At 66.5% G+C, this 17,416-nt stretch carries 15 protein-coding genes; 9 read left to right on the forward strand and 6 right to left on the reverse strand.

Features of this window, described 5'->3' with window-relative positions; translation table 11 throughout:
• Positions 1–54: 54 nt before the first annotated feature.
• From ACN0SE_RS07265 to ACN0SE_RS07280, 4 genes are all read right to left on the reverse strand, one after another.
• The gene (locus ACN0SE_RS07265; protein ID WP_417523839.1) at positions 55–1,560 is read right to left on the reverse strand and encodes a DEAD/DEAH box helicase; all 1,506 of its coding nucleotides are present in this window, start codon (positions 1,558–1,560) and stop codon (positions 55–57) included.
• Between the two features lie 207 nt (positions 1,561–1,767).
• Positions 1,768–2,712 carry a glycosyltransferase family 2 protein gene (locus tag ACN0SE_RS07270; protein ID WP_417523840.1) on the reverse strand — a complete coding sequence of 315 codons (945 nt, stop codon included), beginning with the start codon at positions 2,710–2,712 and terminating at the stop codon, positions 1,768–1,770.
• Positions 2,709–4,511, reverse strand: coding sequence for a glycosyltransferase family 2 protein (locus tag ACN0SE_RS07275; protein WP_417523841.1), 1,803 nt, complete (start codon positions 4,509–4,511; stop codon positions 2,709–2,711). The genes ACN0SE_RS07270 and ACN0SE_RS07275 overlap by 4 nt, the downstream gene beginning before the upstream one ends.
• 121 nt (positions 4,512–4,632) lie before the next feature.
• Positions 4,633–6,240 (reverse strand): peptide chain release factor 3, encoded by a 1,608-nt coding sequence (locus tag ACN0SE_RS07280; RefSeq protein WP_417523842.1) that lies wholly within the window; start codon positions 6,238–6,240, stop codon positions 4,633–4,635.
• 92 nt (positions 6,241–6,332) lie between these two features.
• On the opposite strand from ACN0SE_RS07280, the gene ACN0SE_RS07285 reads away from it, so the two are divergent.
• Positions 6,333–6,584, forward strand: coding sequence for a Rho termination factor N-terminal domain-containing protein (locus ACN0SE_RS07285; RefSeq protein WP_417523843.1), 252 nt, complete (start codon positions 6,333–6,335; stop codon positions 6,582–6,584).
• Positions 6,585–7,061: 477 nt separating this feature from the next.
• Here ACN0SE_RS07285 and ACN0SE_RS07290 read toward each other — a convergent pair whose 3' ends face one another.
• Positions 7,062–8,066, reverse strand: a complete 1,005-nt coding sequence (locus ACN0SE_RS07290; protein ID WP_417523844.1) for a Hint domain-containing protein — start codon at positions 8,064–8,066, stop codon at positions 7,062–7,064.
• 184 nt (positions 8,067–8,250) lie between these two features.
• On the opposite strand from ACN0SE_RS07290, the gene ACN0SE_RS07295 reads away from it, so the two are divergent.
• From ACN0SE_RS07295 to ACN0SE_RS07310, 4 genes are all read left to right on the forward strand, one after another.
• Positions 8,251–9,030, forward strand: coding sequence for an SDR family oxidoreductase (locus tag ACN0SE_RS07295; protein WP_417523845.1), 780 nt, complete (start codon positions 8,251–8,253; stop codon positions 9,028–9,030).
• Positions 9,027–10,148 carry a hypothetical protein gene (locus tag ACN0SE_RS07300; RefSeq protein WP_417523846.1) on the forward strand — a complete coding sequence of 374 codons (1,122 nt, stop codon included), beginning with the start codon at positions 9,027–9,029 and terminating at the stop codon, positions 10,146–10,148. The genes ACN0SE_RS07295 and ACN0SE_RS07300 overlap by 4 nt, the downstream gene beginning before the upstream one ends.
• A gap of 75 nt (positions 10,149–10,223) precedes the next feature.
• Positions 10,224–11,327: an ABC transporter ATP-binding protein gene (locus ACN0SE_RS07305; RefSeq protein WP_417523847.1), complete on the forward strand. Its 1,104-nt coding sequence runs from the start codon at positions 10,224–10,226 to the stop codon at positions 11,325–11,327.
• Positions 11,328–11,470: 143 nt separating this feature from the next.
• Positions 11,471–13,600, forward strand: coding sequence for a DEAD/DEAH box helicase (locus ACN0SE_RS07310; protein WP_417523848.1), 2,130 nt, complete (start codon positions 11,471–11,473; stop codon positions 13,598–13,600).
• Here ACN0SE_RS07310 and ACN0SE_RS07315 read toward each other — a convergent pair.
• Positions 13,597–14,259 carry a helix-turn-helix transcriptional regulator gene (locus tag ACN0SE_RS07315; protein WP_417523849.1) on the reverse strand — a complete coding sequence of 221 codons (663 nt, stop codon included), beginning with the start codon at positions 14,257–14,259 and terminating at the stop codon, positions 13,597–13,599. The genes ACN0SE_RS07310 and ACN0SE_RS07315 overlap by 4 nt on opposite strands.
• A gap of 201 nt (positions 14,260–14,460) precedes the next feature.
• Between ACN0SE_RS07315 and ACN0SE_RS07320 the strand changes: the two genes are divergently transcribed.
• The 4 genes from ACN0SE_RS07320 to ACN0SE_RS07335 are packed head-to-tail and all read left to right on the forward strand — an operon-like array spanning position 14,461 to position 16,984.
• Positions 14,461–14,685, forward strand: a complete 225-nt coding sequence (locus ACN0SE_RS07320) for a twin-arginine translocase TatA/TatE family subunit (protein WP_417523850.1) — start codon at positions 14,461–14,463, stop codon at positions 14,683–14,685.
• A gap of 6 nt (positions 14,686–14,691) precedes the next feature.
• Entirely contained in the window at positions 14,692–15,198 is a 507-nt protein-coding gene (gene tatB, locus ACN0SE_RS07325; protein ID WP_417523851.1) for a Sec-independent protein translocase protein TatB, read from the forward strand.
• Positions 15,198–16,145 carry a twin-arginine translocase subunit TatC gene (gene tatC, locus ACN0SE_RS07330; RefSeq protein ID WP_417523852.1) on the forward strand — a complete coding sequence of 316 codons (948 nt, stop codon included), beginning with the start codon at positions 15,198–15,200 and terminating at the stop codon, positions 16,143–16,145. The genes tatB and tatC overlap by 1 nt, the downstream gene beginning before the upstream one ends.
• Positions 16,145–16,984, forward strand: a complete 840-nt coding sequence (locus ACN0SE_RS07335) for an ATP-binding protein (protein ID WP_417523853.1) — start codon at positions 16,145–16,147, stop codon at positions 16,982–16,984. The genes tatC and ACN0SE_RS07335 overlap by 1 nt, the downstream gene beginning before the upstream one ends.
• Positions 16,985–17,416 lie beyond the last annotated feature (432 nt).

Consider the following 17,416-nt stretch of genomic DNA (forward strand, 5'->3'; position numbering starts at 1 on the left):
GCTCAAGACCTGCGCAAATGAAGAAGGCGGGGGTTGGACCCCCGCCTTTTTTCGTCAGCTGGCGCGGCGCTCGTCGAAGCTGAGCGCGATGAACTGGGGCATGTGATCGCCCATGCCCACCACCTTGTTGCTGTCACCACCGGAGCGGCCTCGGCCACCGCGGCTGCGCGAGGATTTCTCCTGCGGCTTGCTCTCGGTGCCTTCCGTGCGCTCGGGGCGTTCCGGACGTTCAGCCCGTTCCGGACGCTCGGCGCGCTCTGGACGCTCCTGTTGCTCGGGCACGGTGTCCTTGCGCTCGGACCGGGTGCTGCGGCCGCGGCGTGCGGGCTTGGGCGCACTTTCGGCTGCGGCTTCGGGGGCTTCGGCCGCGGGCGCCTCTTCAGCCTTGGCTGCGGCCGGCTTTTCCTCGGGCTTGAGCGGGTTCTCGACGCGCGGGATCTCTTTCTGCAAGAGCTTCTCGATGGCGTCGAAGTTCTTTTCGTCCTTCGGAACGCAGATCATCAGCGCCTTGCCGTCGCGTCCGGCGCGGCCGGTGCGGCCGATGCGGTGCACGTAATCCTCGGCGTGGCTGGGCACGTCGAAGTTGAACACATGGCTCACCGAGGGCACGTCGAGGCCGCGGGCGGCGACGTCAGAGGCCACGAGGATCCGCAGCTCGTTGTTGCGGAAGGAATCGAGCGTCCGGGTGCGCTGCGACTGGTCGAGGTCACCGTGGATCGGGGCCGCGTCCATGCCGTATTTCTTCAGCGATTTTGCGGTGATATCCACGTCGGTCTTGCGGTTGCAGAAGACGATGGCGTTGGTGCATTTCTCGCCCTCGGCCTCGATCAGCGCGCGCAGGACCTTGCGTTTCTCGCTGCCCTCGCGGTCGCGGCGCGAAGCCTTGAACATCACCACGCCCTGTTCGATCGTTTCCGATGCGGTGGCCTGGCGGGCCACTTCGATACGCTCGGGGTTCGACAGGAAGGTGTTGGTGATCCGCTCGATCTCGGGCGCCATGGTGGCCGAGAAGAACAGCGTCTGACGGGTGAAGGGCGTCAGCGAGAAGATGCGCTCGATGTCGGGGATGAAGCCCATGTCGAGCATGCGGTCGGCTTCGTCCACCACCATGACCTGCACGCCGGTCAGCAGCAGCTTGCCGCGTTCGAAATGGTCGAGCAGCCGGCCGGGCGTGGCGATCAGAACGTCGACGCCCTTGTCGATCAGCAGGTCCTGCTCCTTGAACGAGACGCCGCCGATCAGCAGCGCTTTGGTCAGCTTCACGTGCTTGGCATAGGTGTCGAAGTTCTCGGCCACCTGGGCGGCCAGTTCGCGCGTCGGGCAGAGCACGAGGCTGCGCGGCATCCGCGCCCGGGCGCGACCACGTGCCAGCATGTGGATCATCGGCAGGGTGAAGCTTGCGGTCTTGCCGGTGCCGGTCTGGGCGATGCCCAGAACATCACGGCCCTGCAGCGCCGCCGGAATGGCGCCCGCCTGAATCGGCGTGGGCGTCTCGTAGCCGGCTTCTTCCACGGCCTTGAGAACTTTGGGGTTCAGATCGAGATCAGAAAATTTCGTCATGTGTGTCCGTTGTTTACGGACACCTCTGGCCCGCACGTATTTTGGGAGAGGCCCGTATGGCCCTGCGTTTTCGCAGCATGATCCCCGCGCGGGCTTCTAACCCGCAAAGCCTTCGCGGTCAATCATGCTGCAATGCAGCGTAAACAATGACCCTGAATCGGGCGGTTTGTCGCTATTTCAGAACAGATAAGGGCGATTCAGGCGGGTTCAAGCCCCAGGGAACTGCGCCCGTCGCGCGGCATCCAATGCAAGATCGTGGCGTCTGAGCAACCCTTCTCCCGCCAGACGGTCGCAAACCGCCTCGGATGCAACGCAGATCTCGTCGTAGAAGCGGCGCAGACCGGCCTCGCCCTCTTGGGATTCGATGCTGGTGAAGAGGTCATGCAGGCTCAGCCCGCCGGCCTGTCGGTTGACCTGCGGCTTCAGCTCGGCCCGGTAGGAACCCTTGTGCATCCGGTAGCGATAGCTCTTTTGCCAATCCTCCCAGCTTTGCGCATGCATGTGGCAGAGCTCGGTCTCGGTCAGCGCCACTTCGCCAGGGTTCTGGGTGCCGTCGACCTCGATATTGTGGATTTTGGCGCGCAGCCCGGCGACGCCGGTGCGGTAGAAGAGCTTGCCTGCCACATGGCTGAGAAAGCCGCCGCTGAGATATCGGCCATAGGTGGGAAATACCGTCTCGGCGGCGCGCTGGCGGGCATCGGCGGCGAGGTGGAAGACCTTGAAAGTGGTCTCGGGGCGGATGTCGCCTGGGGCGGGGGCCAGCGCCTCGATCGGGCGGACCCGGGCGCAGAGGCAGCTTTGCGGCAGATCAGCCAGTTGCGCGTCGATCGGGCGCTCGGGCCAGAGGAATTCGTCGACGTCGATATGCGCCAGCCAGTCGACCTCGACCTTGCGGTTGTAGGCGTGGCGGGCGTTGAGGAACTGGCGCGACTGGTGTTTTTCGGGCCGGCCCCGGCGCTTGGCCCACCAGCTGTCGTCGCAGGCCACCACCTTGATGCGGGGATGCGCCTTGAGCCGGTCGAACACCGCCTGGTCCGGCGCATCGAGGTAGATGTAGAGCCGATGCGCCCCACGTTCGAGGTGGTAGGCGGCGAAGTTCAGAATGTCGCGTTCTGGCGCCTTGATGGTCGAGACGATGCCCCAGCGGGTCATGCGGCGCCGGCCTCGCTGGTCTCACTCCGGGTTTCGCGGGGGCCGAAGACCGCGCGCACCTCGGCGTCGAGGTCAAGCGCATGGGTGATCAGCATGTCATGGCGCGCCAGCCGCTCGCGCAGCTCGGGGTTGTCGGTGCAGACCTCGTCGAAGAAGTGCCGCAAGCCGTCCTCGCCCTCGGTGTCGAGCACGAAATCCAGCACGTCGCCCAGCCGCATGGCATCGTCATCCTCGGGCTTGCGATAGGAGCCGCGGGTCAGGCGGAACATCACCCTCTCGCGGAAATGCTCGAAACTCGCGGCGTGGAAATGCGCCAGTTTCATCCGCGGCAACTCGGCCTCGTTGCCCACCGCCGAACCGTCGAGCCGCAGCCCATGGATGCCGAGGCGCACATCGGCCAGGCGGGTGCGGGCAAAGACCTTGCCGCTGGTGTGGCTGATGAAGCCGCCGGTCAGGTAGCTGCCGTAGTTCGGGTAGATCTCGTTCAGCACGGCGCGTTTCTCGCCCGCCTGACGGTGAGTGTTCTTGAAGTGCTGCGGCGGGCCGTCGGTGGGGGCCAGCAGCTCGACCGGGCGCACCCGGGCCTGGGCGCAATCTTCGGGCACGAAGCGCAGGCCCCGGGCGACCTCGATTTCCGGCAGCAGGAATTCGTCGGTGTCGAAATGGCCGATGAAATCGAGCTCGCTGGCGCGGTAGGCCTGTGTCGCGTTATGCGCCTGGCGCAGCTGGTGCGCCTCGGGGCGGGGCTTGCCGGCGGTCTGCCAGAAGGCATCGTCGCAGGTGATCACCTCGACGCTGTCATGTCCGGCGAAAAAGGCATCGACCTCGGGTGCCGGGCTGTCGAGGTAGAGGGTGATGCGATTTGCGCCAAGGCTCAGATAATGCGCGGCAAAGCGCTGGATGTCGGCCAGCGGCGCATGGGTGGTGCAGACCACGCCCCAGCTGGGCAGGGGGCCGCGCCGGGGCGGCACATAAGTGACCGGTGCGGTGACCTTCGGCGCGCCGGGGGCATCGCCCTCGGAGGCCTTGGCGGCATCGCGGCGCTCCTTGCGCTTGCGCATGACGCGCAGCCGGCGAAAGACGGTGCGCGGATCGTGGATCAGCAGGTCGAGCAGGTGATGCGCCAGCGGCCGCAGCACCGCGTCCTCGCCGGAATCGACCCAGAGCCGGCCCAGCATGTTCACGTCGAGCCCGCCGGCGGGCAGGTGAAAGGCGTCCATTTCCAGCGGCAGCGGCCCGCGATTCTTGCCCTTCAGCGCAAAAGGCCGGTCGGCGGCGAGGCCGGAATAGCGCCGCTCGCTCTCGTAGAGCTTCATCATGCCGAAGAGCACGGTCATCGCCTGGCCGATGCGGCGCTGCACTTCGGTCTCGCCGTGATCGCCGAATGTGGTGAGTGCCGAGACCAGCCAGCGCGGATCAAGCTGCGCCAGCAGGTGTTCATGCTCCTCGGCCCAGAGCCGGCGGAAGAGAGCGGCGGTCTGCGGCGGCTGGTCGGATTTGCGAAGATGCGCGATCAACAGGCCGTGCAGCGCGCAGAGTTCCGAGGTGCCGGCCAGTTCCTCGCGGATCTCCAAGAGCTTGCGGCGGTTCGAGGAACGCACCGGCGCGGCGCGCAGCGGATCCTCGGCCGGGGTGGGGACGGTCTGCGCCTTGAACGGCGCGAAATCGACCTCGAGCGGCGGCAGGCTCTCGTCCTGCGAGAAGGTCAGTGGCTCGCGGCGCGCCTCCATCTGTTCCAGAACCCCTTGGATTCCAGCGTCATAGGTCGGGGTTTGGCGGTCATTCGGCACATCACTCATGCGGAAGATACTGCCGCTTTCACCGCGCCAAGGCAATTGCCGCCGGTGCGATTAGGCGGTGTTTTCACGGGGGCTGTGCTCAGGGCGCCCCCGTAAAGTTCATTGCCCGGCGGACGTCAGGTCAGACCATCATTTCCTTCGTGGCGGTCAGCTTGACGTCCGGGTAGTCACGTTCGATCCGGTCGATGTCCCACTGCAGCCGGGTCAGGTAGACGATGTCGCCGTCGTTGTCATGGGCGATGTGCTGCTTGTTGGCGGCGATGAACTTGTCGACCGCCAGCTTGTCGCCCTTGACCCAGCGGGCCGAGGTGAACTGCGACGGCTCGAAGCGCACCGGCAGGCCGTATTCCAGCTCGATCCGGCTGGCCAGAACCTCGAACTGCAGCGCGCCCACGACGCCGACGATGAAGCCCGAGCCGAAGGAGGGCTTGAAGACCTTGGCGGCGCCTTCCTCGGCAAACTGCATCAGCGCCTTTTCCAGGTGCTTGGCCTTCATCGGATCACCGGCGCGGCAGGTTTGCAGCAGTTCCGGCGCAAAGGACGGAATGCCGGTGACGCGCAGCGCCTCGCCCTCGGTCAGCGTGTCGCCGATGCGCAGTTGGCCGTGGTTGGGGATGCCGATGATGTCGCCGGCCCAGGCCTCTTCCGCCAGTTCCCGGTCGGAGGCGAGGAAGAGCACGGGGTTCGACACCGCCATCGGTTTCTTGGTGCGCACATGGGTCAGTTTCATGCCGCGCTTGAAGTGGCCCGATGCCATGCGAAGGAAGGCCACGCGGTCGCGGTGCTTGGGGTCCATATTGGCCTGCACCTTGAAGACGAAGCCGGAAACCTTTGTTTCCTCGGGCGAAATCGCGCGCGGGGTGGCGCGTTGCGGCTGCGGCTCGGGGCCATATTGGCCGATGCCCTCCATCAGCTCCTTGACGCCGAAGGAGTTGATCGCCGAGCCGAACCAGATTGGGGTCATATGACCTTCGAGCACCGCCTGCGGGTCGAGCTTGGGCAGCAGTTCGCGCGCCATCTCGACCTCTTCGAGGAAGGGTTCGAGCAGTTCCGCCGGCACGTGTTTTGCCAGAAGAGGGTCGTCCAACCCCTTGATTTCGATGGATTCCCCGACCTTGTTGCGGTCGGCGCGGTCCATCAGTTCCAGCCGGTCGTTGATCAGGTCGTAACAGCCGATGAAATCGCGACCGACGCCAATCGGCCAGGAGGCCGGGGTCACGTCGATCGCCAGGTTTTCCTGGATCTCGTCGATGATCTCGAAGGTCTCGCGGCTTTCGCGGTCCATCTTGTTGCAGAAGGTCAGGATCGGCAGGTCGCGCAACCGGCAGACCTCGAAGAGCTTCTGGGTCTGGCTCTCGACGCCCTTGGCGCCATCGATCACCATCACCGCCGCATCCACCGCGGTGAGCGTGCGATAGGTGTCCTCGGAGAAATCCGAGTGGCCGGGGGTGTCGACAAGATTGAAGCGGAACGTCTTGTAATCGAACGACATTGCCGAGGCCGAGACCGAGATGCCGCGGTCTTTCTCCATCTGCATGAAGTCCGAGCGGGTGCGCCGCGCCTCGCCCTTGGCGCGCACCTGTCCGGCCATCTGGATCGCGCCACCATAAAGCAGGAACTTCTCGGTCAGAGTAGTCTTGCCGGCGTCCGGGTGCGAGATGATGGCAAAGGTGCGCCGCCGGGCTATTTCCGGAGGCAGGTCAGGGCGGTTTGGCGTCACGTCAAGCATGGCGCGCGTATAGAGCGTGGCCGGTCCCGGCGCAATATGGCGCGAGACGCCCGGGCCGCGTGGTAACTTGTGACAAACGACAGGAGGGTGACATGCCGAACCCGAGCATCAAGGACGAAGAGACCTACCGGGCGTTGCGCGACGAGGGCCATTCCAAGGAAAAGGCGGCGCGGATCGCCAATGCCCAGGCGAGCGATGATCAGGCGCCCTCGAAGAAGGGCGGCAAGCAGCCGCCCTACGAGGAGTGGACGAAGGATGAGCTCTACGCGCGGGCGCAGGAGATCGGGATCGAGGGGCGCAGCGATATGACCAAGGACGAGCTGATCGCGGCACTGCGGGAGTGAGCACATCGCGCCCCAGGCTTGACCCGGGGCCTCCTGTGCGGCCCTAGGGAAAGTGTGTCAGGCGCGTTAACAGCGGCCAAAGGCCGCCGCGCATCGCTGGGCCGCCCGCCGGCACGGCGATTTGGCTGACGCAAGCGCGTCGCTCTGATCTCTTCCGGATATGGCGGGGATAAAGTGCTGCCGAACTGGGGGTGGATCGCCGCACCGCGGCCCGACGATACGCGGCTCAACTCTCCGGTTCATCGCTCCCAGCGCGTCAACAGTGGCTGCAAGCCGCCGCGCATCGCCGGGCCGCCTCCACGGCACGGCGATTTGGCTGACGTAAGCGCGCCGATCTGATCTCTTCCGGACTTGCCGGGATAAAGTGCTACCGAACTGAAGGAGGGTCGCCGCACCGCGGTCCGGAGATGCGCGGCTTGGACGTGGGGCAGGCCGGGAGGCCCCGGATCAGGTCCGGGGCGGCGCACCGCGAGGGAACTACCGGGTCGAGGCCCGCCGCAGGAGCTCGGCGGCGTCAGGCCGGCAGGCCAGGCTCTCGCTCAGCTCGAAATCCGCCCGCAGCCGGCCGTCATGTGCCGGCAGGGCCGCGCTCAGCTTGCCGTCCAGCGCCGGTGGCAGCGCCGCGCGGGTGCGGGTGTCGACCAGCAGGGTCTCGGCGGCAATGCCCTCGGCGTAGATGATCTGGTGATCGTCGAACAACAGCTGGAAGTACTCGACGAACCCGCCCTCGACCCGGCGCACGCTGTCGCCGTTGATCAGGTGCCGCGCCTTAACCAGAAGCTCGGACCGGCCGGCGCCCATGCGATCGTGACGCTGGTAGACAAACAGCCGGTGGTCGGGGCTCACCAGCAGGTCGCCGGCGTTGTTGAGCGTGCCCGCCCGGATCAGGATCGGGGCGCCTTCGCCGGTGGCGCGGGTGGTGGTCTGGCCGATCCAGCGCAAAGGCTGCGGCCCGTCATCGCGGGTCAGCACCATGTCGCCGGCGACCAGCTCTTCCACCGGCTTCTGCGCGCCGCTGGCCATGGTGATCATCGTGCCATGGGTGAAGGACACGCAGGCGACTTCGGCAAAGCGCCGCTCGGGCGTGGCGAAATCGAGGCCGATGATGCGGTAATCGGTCTTCGGGCGCAGCTGTCCCAGCGGCAGTCCATAGGTGCCGGCCGCCAGACCGGCCTCGTCGACCTCGACCAGAACGATCAGGTCGACGGTGTCGCCGTCATTGCCCATGAAGGTGATGCAGCCGTCGATATAGGTGTCGCGCCCGGCCTGGCCCAGCCGCGTGCCCTCGGCCAGTTGCAGCGTCCGTGGGCCGCTCTGGCGCACGCGCAGATCGCGCCGCAGGGCGGCTGGAGCGAGGTGATAGACGTCGTCATGCTGCAGATCGTCGCCAAAGCCCAGCTCATCGCCAAGGTTGGCGCCGTCCACGACCGTCAGGTCGCTGGCCGGATAGACTGAAAGCGTCTGCGATGTGCCGCGTGCCATGGCGTACTCCGAACGCCCCCGGGGGGGGCGGAATTTCCTCTTGCTGGGGCGTATACTCTGCGCCGAATGTGGCACCACTTGGAAAACGGCCGGGCGATTTCCCGGCCATCCGCCTGCGGGCGCCCGTGATTGACAACAATAGGGCAAAGCGCGACAGAAGCGAAGAACAACACGGAGATATCTGATGGATTTGGGAATTGCCGGCAAACGTGCGGTGGTCTGCGCCGCCTCCAAGGGTCTGGGTCGGGGCTGCGCCATGGCGTTGGCCGAGGCGGGGGTGAACCTCGTGATCAACGCCCGCGGCGCCGAGGCGCTGGAAGCGACCGCCCAGGCGATCCGTGACGCCCATGGCGTCGAGGTCACTGCCGTGGCGGGCGACATCACCACCGAGGAAGGCCGTGCCAAGGTTCTGGAAGCGGCGGGCGAGGCCGACATCCTGGTCAACAACGCCGGTGGCCCGCCGCCGGGCATGTGGCAGGACTGGGGCCGCGAGGATTTCATCAAGGCGCTCGATGCCAACATGCTGGCGCCGATCGCGATGATCCAGGCGCTGGTGCCCGGGATGATGGACCGCGGCTGGGGCAGGGTGGTCAACATCACCTCGCAATCGGTCAAGGCACCGATCCCGGTGCTGGGCCTGTCGAACTCGGCCCGCGCCGGCCTTACCGGTTTTGTCGCCGGCACCTCGCGTCAGGTTGCCGGCAGCGGCGTCTCGATCAACAACCTGCTGCCCGGCATCCATTCCACCGACCGCGCGATTTCGCTCGATGAAGGCCTGTCCAAGCAGCAGGGCATCACCCCCGAGGAAGCCAAGGTACAGCGCTGCAAGACCATTCCCGCTGGCCGCTACGGCACCGCCGAGGAATTCGGCGCGACCTGCGCGTTCCTCTGCTCGCAGCACGCCGGCTTCATCGTCGGCCAGAACCTGCTGCTCGACGGCGGCGGGGTGAATTCGACGCTGTGAGCGAGGCCTTCTCGCTTCGCGATCACCTGTTCAACCAGGCGACCCTCGGCCAATTGGCCGGGGAGTTCGCCGCCAGAGTGCCCGGGTTTGATGCCGGGCGGTTCCTGGACGAGGTGCTGCCGCAACTGCCCGACCTGCCGCTGCTGCAACGGCTCGAGGCGATGGCCGATGGCATCGAGGCGCAGCTTGCGACCGATTTCCCGGAGATGGCCGCGCAACTCGAAGCCGCCATGCCGCCGCCGCTCGATCCCCTGCGCAGCGATGACGATTTCGGCCAGTTCATCCACGCGGTGCCCGGCATACTCGCGGTGCGCCACGGGCTGGAGCATCATCGCGAGCGCGCGCTCGACCTGTTGCACGCGGCGACGCAGCGGTTCTCGATGGAGTTCTACATCCGCCCTTTCCTCAACCGCTGGCCGGACGAGACCTTGGCGCGGCTGCGCCTGTGGGCCGAGGATGACAACTACCATGTGCGCCGGCTGGTGAGCGAGGGCACCCGGGCGCGGCTGCCCTGGGCGCGGGCGATCACCCTTGATCCGCTGGTCCCCCTGCCGCTGCTCGACCGGCTGCACGCTGATAGGGCGCGATATGTCACCCGTTCGGTCGCCAACCATATGAACGACATCGCCAAGATCGCGCCGGAGGTGGTGATCGAGCGGCTAGCATCTTGGCAGACGCAAGCGCGGCAGACCCCGGCCGAACTGGCCTGGATCACCCGCCACGCCCTGCGCACGCTGATCAAACAGGGGCATCCCGGTGCACTTGACCTGCTAGGATACCATGCCGAGGCGCCGGTTACAGTCGAAATTGCCTTGCCCTCGGAGGCCATCGCCAAGGGCGCGCCGCTGGTCTTTGACCTGAGGCTCTCCGCGCCGGAGGATGTTCCGGTGCTCATCGACTACGTGATCTGGTTCCGCAAGGCCGACGGGCGGCTGGCGCCAAAGGTCTTCAAGCTGAAACAGACACAGCTGACCGCCGGCACGCCGCTGCGCTTGCGCAAATCGCACCGGCTGAAATGGGATGCCACCACCTTTCGGCTGTTTGCCGGGGCGCACAGGCTGGGCATCCAGGTCAACGGCCAGGTCCGGGCCGAGGCAGAGTTTACCCTTCTGGACTGACCTTGCAGGGCCGGGCGGGGATTGCTATCTGACCGTTATGCCGATTGTTTTGATCGGGAAAAGCGAGAGGCCCCCTTGCCGCCCGAAACCAGAGCTGCCCCCCCACCGCCGCGTCTTGAGATCCGCAACCTCGTCCGCAATTTCGAAGGGCGCCGGGTGGTCGATGATGTCTCGCTGAGCATCCAGCCGGGGCAGGTGACCTGCCTGCTCGGGCCGTCGGGCTGTGGCAAGTCGACGACGCTGCGGATGATCGCCGGGGTCGACATGCAGGACGCGGGCGAGATCTACGTCGACGGCCAGCTGATCTGCGACACGGTGTTCCGTGTCCCGCCAGAGCGGCGCTCGATCGGGCTGATGTTTCAGGATTTCGCGCTGTTTCCGCATCTCGACGTCGGGCGCAACGTTTCTTTCGGTCTCCGCGAGAAGGGCGCAGCGGCGCGGGCCCGGACGCTGGAGATGCTGCGCAAGGTCGGGCTGGAGCGCTATATCGACAGCTATCCGCATGAGCTGTCGGGCGGCGAACAGCAGCGGGTGGCGCTGGCGCGGGCGCTTGCACCGCAGCCCAAGATCATGCTGATGGACGAGCCGTTCTCGGGCCTCGACAACCGGCTGCGCGACGGCATCCGCGACGAGACGCTGGCAGTGCTCAAGGAAGAGGACACCGCCGTCCTGCTGGTGACGCATGAGCCGGAAGAGGCGATGCGCATGGCCGACGAGATCGCGCTGATGCGCGATGGCAAGATCGTTCAGCAGGGCGCGCCCTACAACATCTACCGCGCGCCCAAGGACAAGGCAGCGGTGGCTTTCTTCAGCGATATCAACGTGATCCAGAGTGAAGTTCACGGCGCGCTGGCGGATACGCCCTTTGGCGACTTTCTCGCCCCCGGTCTGCCCGACGGTGCCCAGGTCGAGATCGTCTTTCGCCCGCAGCATGTGGGCATCGACTTCGACCGTGCCGGCCAGGGCCCGCATCCCACCGCCGAACGCGGCGTGGCGGCGCGTGGCGTGGTGGAACGGGCGCGCTTCATGGGCAAGGAGAGCCTGGTCGAGTTCCGTATGGATCACGACGGCACCACCCTGCGCGCCACGGTGCCCAACGTCTTTCTGCCCAAGAAGGGCACGCCGCTCTGGCTCTCGATCCGCCGGGATCGCTGCTTTGTCTTCCCCCGGGTCGGCTGAGCCGCGCTGCGTCAGATCGCGCAATGGCCAATTGGCCATGTACATTCCCCCCGCTTTGCGTTAGGCGAGCGGTTTCGCAACCTGTCCTTAGGGGCAGATGGGCCGGCATCCTGCCCCGCCCGCCACTCAGAACGGTTTTCCACATGATCCAGACCCTGTCCGATGCGCTTGCCGAGCGTGGCTATGACACGTTGACCCCGGTGCAGACGGCAGTCACCGACCCGGAGCTGACTGCTTCCGACCTGCTGGTTTCGGCCCAGACCGGCTCGGGCAAGACGGTGGGCTTCGGCCTTGCCATCGGCCCGACCCTGCTGGACGAGAACGGCCGGTTCGGCCCTGCCGCGGCACCGCTGGCGCTGATCATCGCGCCGACCCGCGAACTGGCCTTTCAGGTCAGCCGCGAGCTGACATGGCTCTATGAAAAGGCCGGCGTGCGCATGGCGACCTGTGTCGGCGGCATGGACATGCGCGACGAGCGGCGCACGCTGGAACGCGGCGCGCATATCGTTGTCGGCACCCCCGGCCGTCTGCGCGATCACATCCAGCGCGGCTCGCTCGACATGAGCGACCTGCGCGCCGTGGTGCTGGACGAGGCCGACGAGATGCTTGACCTCGGGTTCCGCGAAGACCTCGAATTCATGCTGGGCGAAGCACCGGAAGACCGCCGGACGCTGCTGTTCTCGGCCACCGTGCCGCCGATGATTGTCAAGCTGGCGCAGAACTACCAGCGCGACGCCGTACGCGTCACCACCCTGGCCGAAAAGGGCCAACATGCCGACATCGCCTATCAGGCGCTGCGGGTGGCCCAGCATGACGCGGAGAACGCGATCATCAACGTCCTGCGCTATCACGACGCGCAGAACGCCATCGTCTTTGCCAACACCCGCGCCACGGTGAACCGGCTGACCGCGCGGTTCGCCAACCGCGGCTTTTCGGTCGTGGCGCTCTCGGGCGAGCTGAGCCAGACCGAGCGGACCCACGCGCTGCAGGCGATGCGCGACGGGCGCGCCCGGGTCTGCGTGGCCACCGACGTCGCGGCGCGCGGCATCGACCTGCCGAACCTCGAACTGGTGGTCCACGCCGAATTGCCCTCGAACTTCGAGAGCCTGCTGCACCGCTCGGGCCGCACCGGCCGGGCCGGGCGCAAGGGCATCTCGGCGCTGATCGTGCCGCCGAAAGTGGCGAAAAAGGCCGAGCGGCTGCTGAAATGGGCCAAGGTCACCGCCGAATGGACCGAAGCGCCGGGCGCTGACGAAATCCTGCGCCGCGACGAAGAGCGGCTGCTGAACGATCCGACATGGTCCGAGGAAATCCGCGAGGACGAGGCCGATTTCGCCAAGCGCCTGCTGGACCTGCACAGCCCCGAGGCCATCGCCGCCGCCTATCTGCGGCTGGCCCGCTCGCGGTATTCCGCGCCCGAGGAGCTGTCTGATCCCAACACCCGCCCGGATCGCAAGGAGCGCAAGCCCTTCGGTCCGAGCACTTGGATCGCGCTGTCGGTGGGTCGCGACGACCGCGCCGAGGCGCGCTGGATCCTGCCGCTGCTCTGCCGGGCCGGCGGGCTCGACAAGGATTCGATCGGCGCCATCCGCGTGCAGCAGAACGAGACCTTTGTCGAACTGACCCAGGAGGCCGCCGGCGGCTTTATGGCCAACCTCGGCGCCGACAATGTGCTGGACGAGAACGTGACCGTGCGCCCGGCCGAAGCGCCGCCGCAGGGGCCGCGTCCCCAGCGCGATGACCGTGGTCCGAGCAAGCCGCGCGCCAAGCGGGACTTTGACGGTCCGCGCCCCAAGCGCGACTTCGATGCACCGCGCCCGAAGCGCGATTTCGACGCGCCGCGCCCGCCGCGTGACGAGGCCCCCAAGCCGCGTCCCGCGCCGAAGGAATACAAGCCCGCCGATCCCGAGACTCATGGCCCGGCCAAGAAACGCGCCAAGCCCGCCGGTGACGACAAGCCGCGCGGCTTTGACAAGGGGCCGAAGGACCGTGGCGACAAGCCCGGCAAACCCTTCAAGGCCGGCGGTGCCGGCAAGCCCGGTGGCAAACCCTTCGGCAAGCCCGGCGGCAAGCCGGCTGGCAAACCCGGTGGCAAACCCGGCGGCAAGCCGGTCCCCGGCAAGGCGCTGGCCGGCAAGGCCCCCGGCGGCAAGCCGGCGGGCAAGCCCGCGCCGCGCGCCAGCGCGTCCGATACGTCCAAGCGCTTCACCCCTCCGGGCAAGGCCGCAGGCACCCGCAAGGGCGGCAGCCAGCCGCCGCGCCGCAAGCCCTAACGCCCGGGGCGCGCGTGAAAATCCTGTAGCCTCTTGCCCGGCTCCTCGACAAAGAGGCCGGGCAGGGGTGCCAGTGTCTCGATCTGGTCGATGCGGAAGCTGGTGAAATCGCCGCTGCTCTCGCTCCAGCCGACACAGGCCCAGATCCGCCCCCAATAACGCAGCTCCAGCGGCCTCAGGTCGTGCCTGGTGCCGTCCTCCAGCGTAATCCGCAGCTTCTGCCGCGCGCGAATTGCGGCGCGAAAGGCCGGCATGTGGCGAAAGCCCCGCGCCGCCGCCTCGAAGGGGTAGGCGGCAAAGGCAAATTGCGTCGGTGCCGCGTGATCCTCTGGCAAAAGCGCGTCGATCTTGGCCGAAAGCGCGCGGGCGGCTTCGGCGATCTCTTCTTCCCCTGACTGCGCCACCACGGCGAGGCCGAGGTGCAGGGCCTCGAGTTCGCCATCGGTGAGGTTGATCGGCGGCAGGGTGATCGCCGCCTGCGCCGAATAGCCCAGGCCCCGTTCACCGATCACCGGCACGCCGCTGTCGATCAGCGTGTCCATGTCGCGATAGATCGTGCGCACCGAGACGCCGAGATCGCCCGCCAGATCCTCGGCCCGGTGCAGCGACCCATCCTTCAGAAGCTCCATCAGCCGATACAGCCGGTCCGCCCGTTTCATCCCCGATTCGCTCCTGCTTCGACGCCATTACTGACAGTAACCTGTCACCTGACAACTTACTGTCAAAATGCACCCGAATTTGCCGCATCACCAGCCCCCCAATAGGGTGTTTTGCCACTTTCAGGGGGGGACCGAAGGCTTTATGCAAGGTCCCTGAGAGCCGCGCGGCTGGCGCGGCAGCAAGAGGTGGAGACAGAACCCATGCTGAACAATATCGGCCTTCCCGGCCTTCTTCTGATTGCCATCGTGGTCCTGGTGCTCTTTGGCCGCGGCAAGATTTCTTCGCTGATGGGCGAGGTGGGCAAAGGCATCACCGCGTTCAAGAAAGGCGTGAAGGACGGCAGCGAAGAGAGCGACGAGCTGGATGACAAGACTGGCGATACCGCCAAGGACGTCACCCCGCGCGAAGAAAAAGACAAGGTTTAACCGCAGATGTTCGACCTTGGCTGGTCCGAGCTTCTGGTCATCGGGGTGGTGGCGCTGATCGTCGTCGGCCCCAAGGACCTGCCGGTGCTGTTCCGGCGTGCCGGCGAGTTCGTGGGCAAGGCCCGCGGCATGGCGCGCGAATTCAGCCGTGCCATGAACGAGGCCGCCGACGAGGCCGGGGTGAGCGACCTGAAGAAGACCATTCACACCGCCTCGAACCCGATGAAATCGGCGATGGACGGGGTCAAGGACGCCGCCCGCCAGATGGCCGATCCGCTGGGTGATCTGGAGAACGGCAAGAAGAAGGGTCCCTCCGGCAGCAAGGTCGAGGACCCCGAGGCCGCCGCCAAGCGCGCCGAGCAGACCAAGAAGATCCAGGCCGCCACCGCGCGCGCCGCGGCCGAGCGCAAGCGGCGCGAGGCCGACGCGGCGATCAAGGCCGCCGAGGCCGCCGAGGCCGCGGTCGACACCCCCGCGCCGGCGACGCCCGCTCAGGAAACGAAAGACCTCTGATGAGCCCGACCGACGAGATCGAAGACAGCTCAGCCCCGCTGATCGAACACCTGGCCGAGCTGCGCACGCGGCTCATTCGCTGCGTGGTCTATTTCGTGATCGGCATGGTGATCTGCTTCACCGTGGCCACGCCGATCTTCAACTTCCTGACCAACCCGCTCTGCGAGGTTCTGGCCGAGCGCGGGCAGGATTGCGACCTGATCTTCATCTCGCCGCAGGAAGGGTTCTTCGTGGCGATCAAGGTCTCGTTCCTGGGTGGCTTCATCCTCGGGTTTCCGTTCATCGCCAACCAGTTGTGGCGCTTTGTTGCGCCGGGCCTCTACAAGTCCGAAAAGGGCGCCTTCCTGCCCTTCCTGGTCGCCTCGCCCTTCATGTTCTTTCTCGGCGCGTCTTTCGCGTTCTACGTGGTGACGCCGCTGGCCTATGACTTCTTCCTCGGCTTCCAGCAGTTCGGCGCCGAAGGCGAGGCAGTGGTCGGCGAAGAGATCGACCAGGGGCTCTCGGTGGTCTTCCAGGGCTCGGCGCAGGAATACCTGAACCTGACGATCAAGTTCATCGTGGCCTTCGGCCTTTGCTTCCAGCTGCCGGTGCTGCTGACTCTGATGGGCAAGGCCGGGCTGGTCAACGCCGAGGGGCTGGGCGCGGTGCGCAAATACGCCGTGGTCGCCATCCTTGTGCTGGCCGCTCTGGTGACGCCGCCCGACGTGATCACCCAGGTGATCCTCTTCGTGGTGGTCTACGGGCTTTACGAGGTGTCGATCTTCCTGGTTCGCCGGGTCGACCGAAAGCGCGAGGCCGATCTGCGCGCCCAGGGTCTCTGGTTCGAGGACGAGGAAGAAGGCGAGGACATGGCCGACGATCTGGCGCCTGATCTGGCTGACGACCCGCTGATGTCGGAATTCGACGAAGACGACGAAGACGACCTCGGCAAACCGGACAAGAGCTGATGAGCAAAGCCCTGAAACGTATCGCCGCGGCGCTGGAACGCATCGCCCCGGCGCCGCAGCCCGCGCCTGATTTCAAGGCCGCCGACGCCTTTCTCTGGCACGTGGAGCCCGACCGGCTGCAGCCGGTGCCGCAGGTCAGCCGGGTCGAGATCGACCTGCTGATCGGCGTTGACCGGGCCCGCGACACGCTGCTGGCCAATACGCTGCAGTTCGCCCGGGGTCTGCCGGCCAACAACGCGCTGCTCTGGGGCGCGCGGGGCATGGGCAAGAGCTCGCTGGTCAAGGCGGTGCATGCCGAGGTGCTGCGGCAGGGCGAGGCGCTCAAGATCGTCGAGCTGCAGCGCGAGGACCTGCCCTCGGTGGGCCGTCTGCTGGGCCTTTTGCGCGGCCGCAAGGAGCGCTTCGTGCTGTTCTGCGACGACCTGTCGTTTTCGCATGATGACCAGCACTACAAGTCGCTGAAGGCGGTGCTGGACGGCGGCATCGAGGGGCGGCCGGAGAACGTGGTGTTCTATTCCACCTCCAACCGTCGCCACCTGATGCCGCGCGACATGATCGAGAACGAGCGCTCCTCGGCAATCAGCCCGTCAGAGGCGACCGAGGAGAAGGTCTCGCTGTCGGATCGGTTCGGGCTGTGGCTGGGCTTCCATCCCTGCACGCAGGACGAATACCTGTCGATGATCCGCGGCTATTGCGATGCCTACGGGCTGGAGATCGACGACGAGACGCTCAGGGCGGAAGCAGTCGAATGGCAGGCGACGCGCGGCGGACGGTCTGGCCGGGTGGCCTGGCAGTTCTTTACCGATCTCGCTGGTCGCCGGGGCGTGGCGCTGGGCTGAACCGGCGTATTGCCGCGTACGTCTCACGACGCTGTTACATAGCGCGTAGGCCGTTCTCCTCAGGGCCCGGAACAAGGGCGCAAGCCCGCCGGGCCAGCGGCTGCCCGCCCCATCGGGCTGCCGCTTTGGCTGACGTAAGCGCGTCGGTCCGAGGTCTTCCGGATTTGGCCGGGATAAAGCGCTGCAGAACGATTGTTGCAGCGGCATCCCGCGGGCAGCCACTGGCCCGGCGCGTGGGATGCTTGTGGCGGGTGGGGCTTCATCACAGCGCGTCCATCAGTCTCCTCGTGGCCCGGAATCAAGGGCGTCAGCCCGCCGGGCCAGCGGCTGCCCGCCCCACCGGGCTGCCGCTTTGGCTGGGCTTGGCGCTTCGGTCCGAGGTCTTCCGGATTTGGCTGGGATAAAGCGCTGCAGAACGACTGATGTAGCGGC

The sequence above is a fragment of the Marinovum sp. genome, assembly GCF_048263515.1.
GTDB lineage: Bacteria > Pseudomonadota > Alphaproteobacteria > Rhodobacterales > Rhodobacteraceae > Marinovum.

Coding starts and splice junctions, on each gene's coding strand:
- ACN0SE_RS07265 (WP_417523839.1), bottom strand. CDS start 1,560: ATGACGAAATTTTCTGATCTCGATCTGAACCCCAAAGTTCTCAAGGCC.
- ACN0SE_RS07270 (WP_417523840.1), bottom strand. CDS start 2,712: ATGACCCGCTGGGGCATCGTCTCGACCATCAAGGCGCCAGAACGCGAC.
- ACN0SE_RS07275 (WP_417523841.1), bottom strand. CDS start 4,511: ATGAGTGATGTGCCGAATGACCGCCAAACCCCGACCTATGACGCTGGA.
- ACN0SE_RS07280 (WP_417523842.1), bottom strand. CDS start 6,240: ATGCTTGACGTGACGCCAAACCGCCCTGACCTGCCTCCGGAAATAGCC.
- ACN0SE_RS07285 (WP_417523843.1), top strand. CDS start 6,333: ATGCCGAACCCGAGCATCAAGGACGAAGAGACCTACCGGGCGTTGCGC.
- ACN0SE_RS07290 (WP_417523844.1), bottom strand. CDS start 8,066: ATGGCACGCGGCACATCGCAGACGCTTTCAGTCTATCCGGCCAGCGAC.
- ACN0SE_RS07295 (WP_417523845.1), top strand. CDS start 8,251: ATGGATTTGGGAATTGCCGGCAAACGTGCGGTGGTCTGCGCCGCCTCC.
- ACN0SE_RS07310 (WP_417523848.1), top strand. CDS start 11,471: ATGATCCAGACCCTGTCCGATGCGCTTGCCGAGCGTGGCTATGACACG.
- ACN0SE_RS07315 (WP_417523849.1), bottom strand. CDS start 14,259: ATGAAACGGGCGGACCGGCTGTATCGGCTGATGGAGCTTCTGAAGGAT.
- ACN0SE_RS07320 (WP_417523850.1), top strand. CDS start 14,461: ATGCTGAACAATATCGGCCTTCCCGGCCTTCTTCTGATTGCCATCGTG.
- tatB (WP_417523851.1), top strand. CDS start 14,692: ATGTTCGACCTTGGCTGGTCCGAGCTTCTGGTCATCGGGGTGGTGGCG.
- tatC (WP_417523852.1), top strand. CDS start 15,198: ATGAGCCCGACCGACGAGATCGAAGACAGCTCAGCCCCGCTGATCGAA.
- ACN0SE_RS07335 (WP_417523853.1), top strand. CDS start 16,145: ATGAGCAAAGCCCTGAAACGTATCGCCGCGGCGCTGGAACGCATCGCC.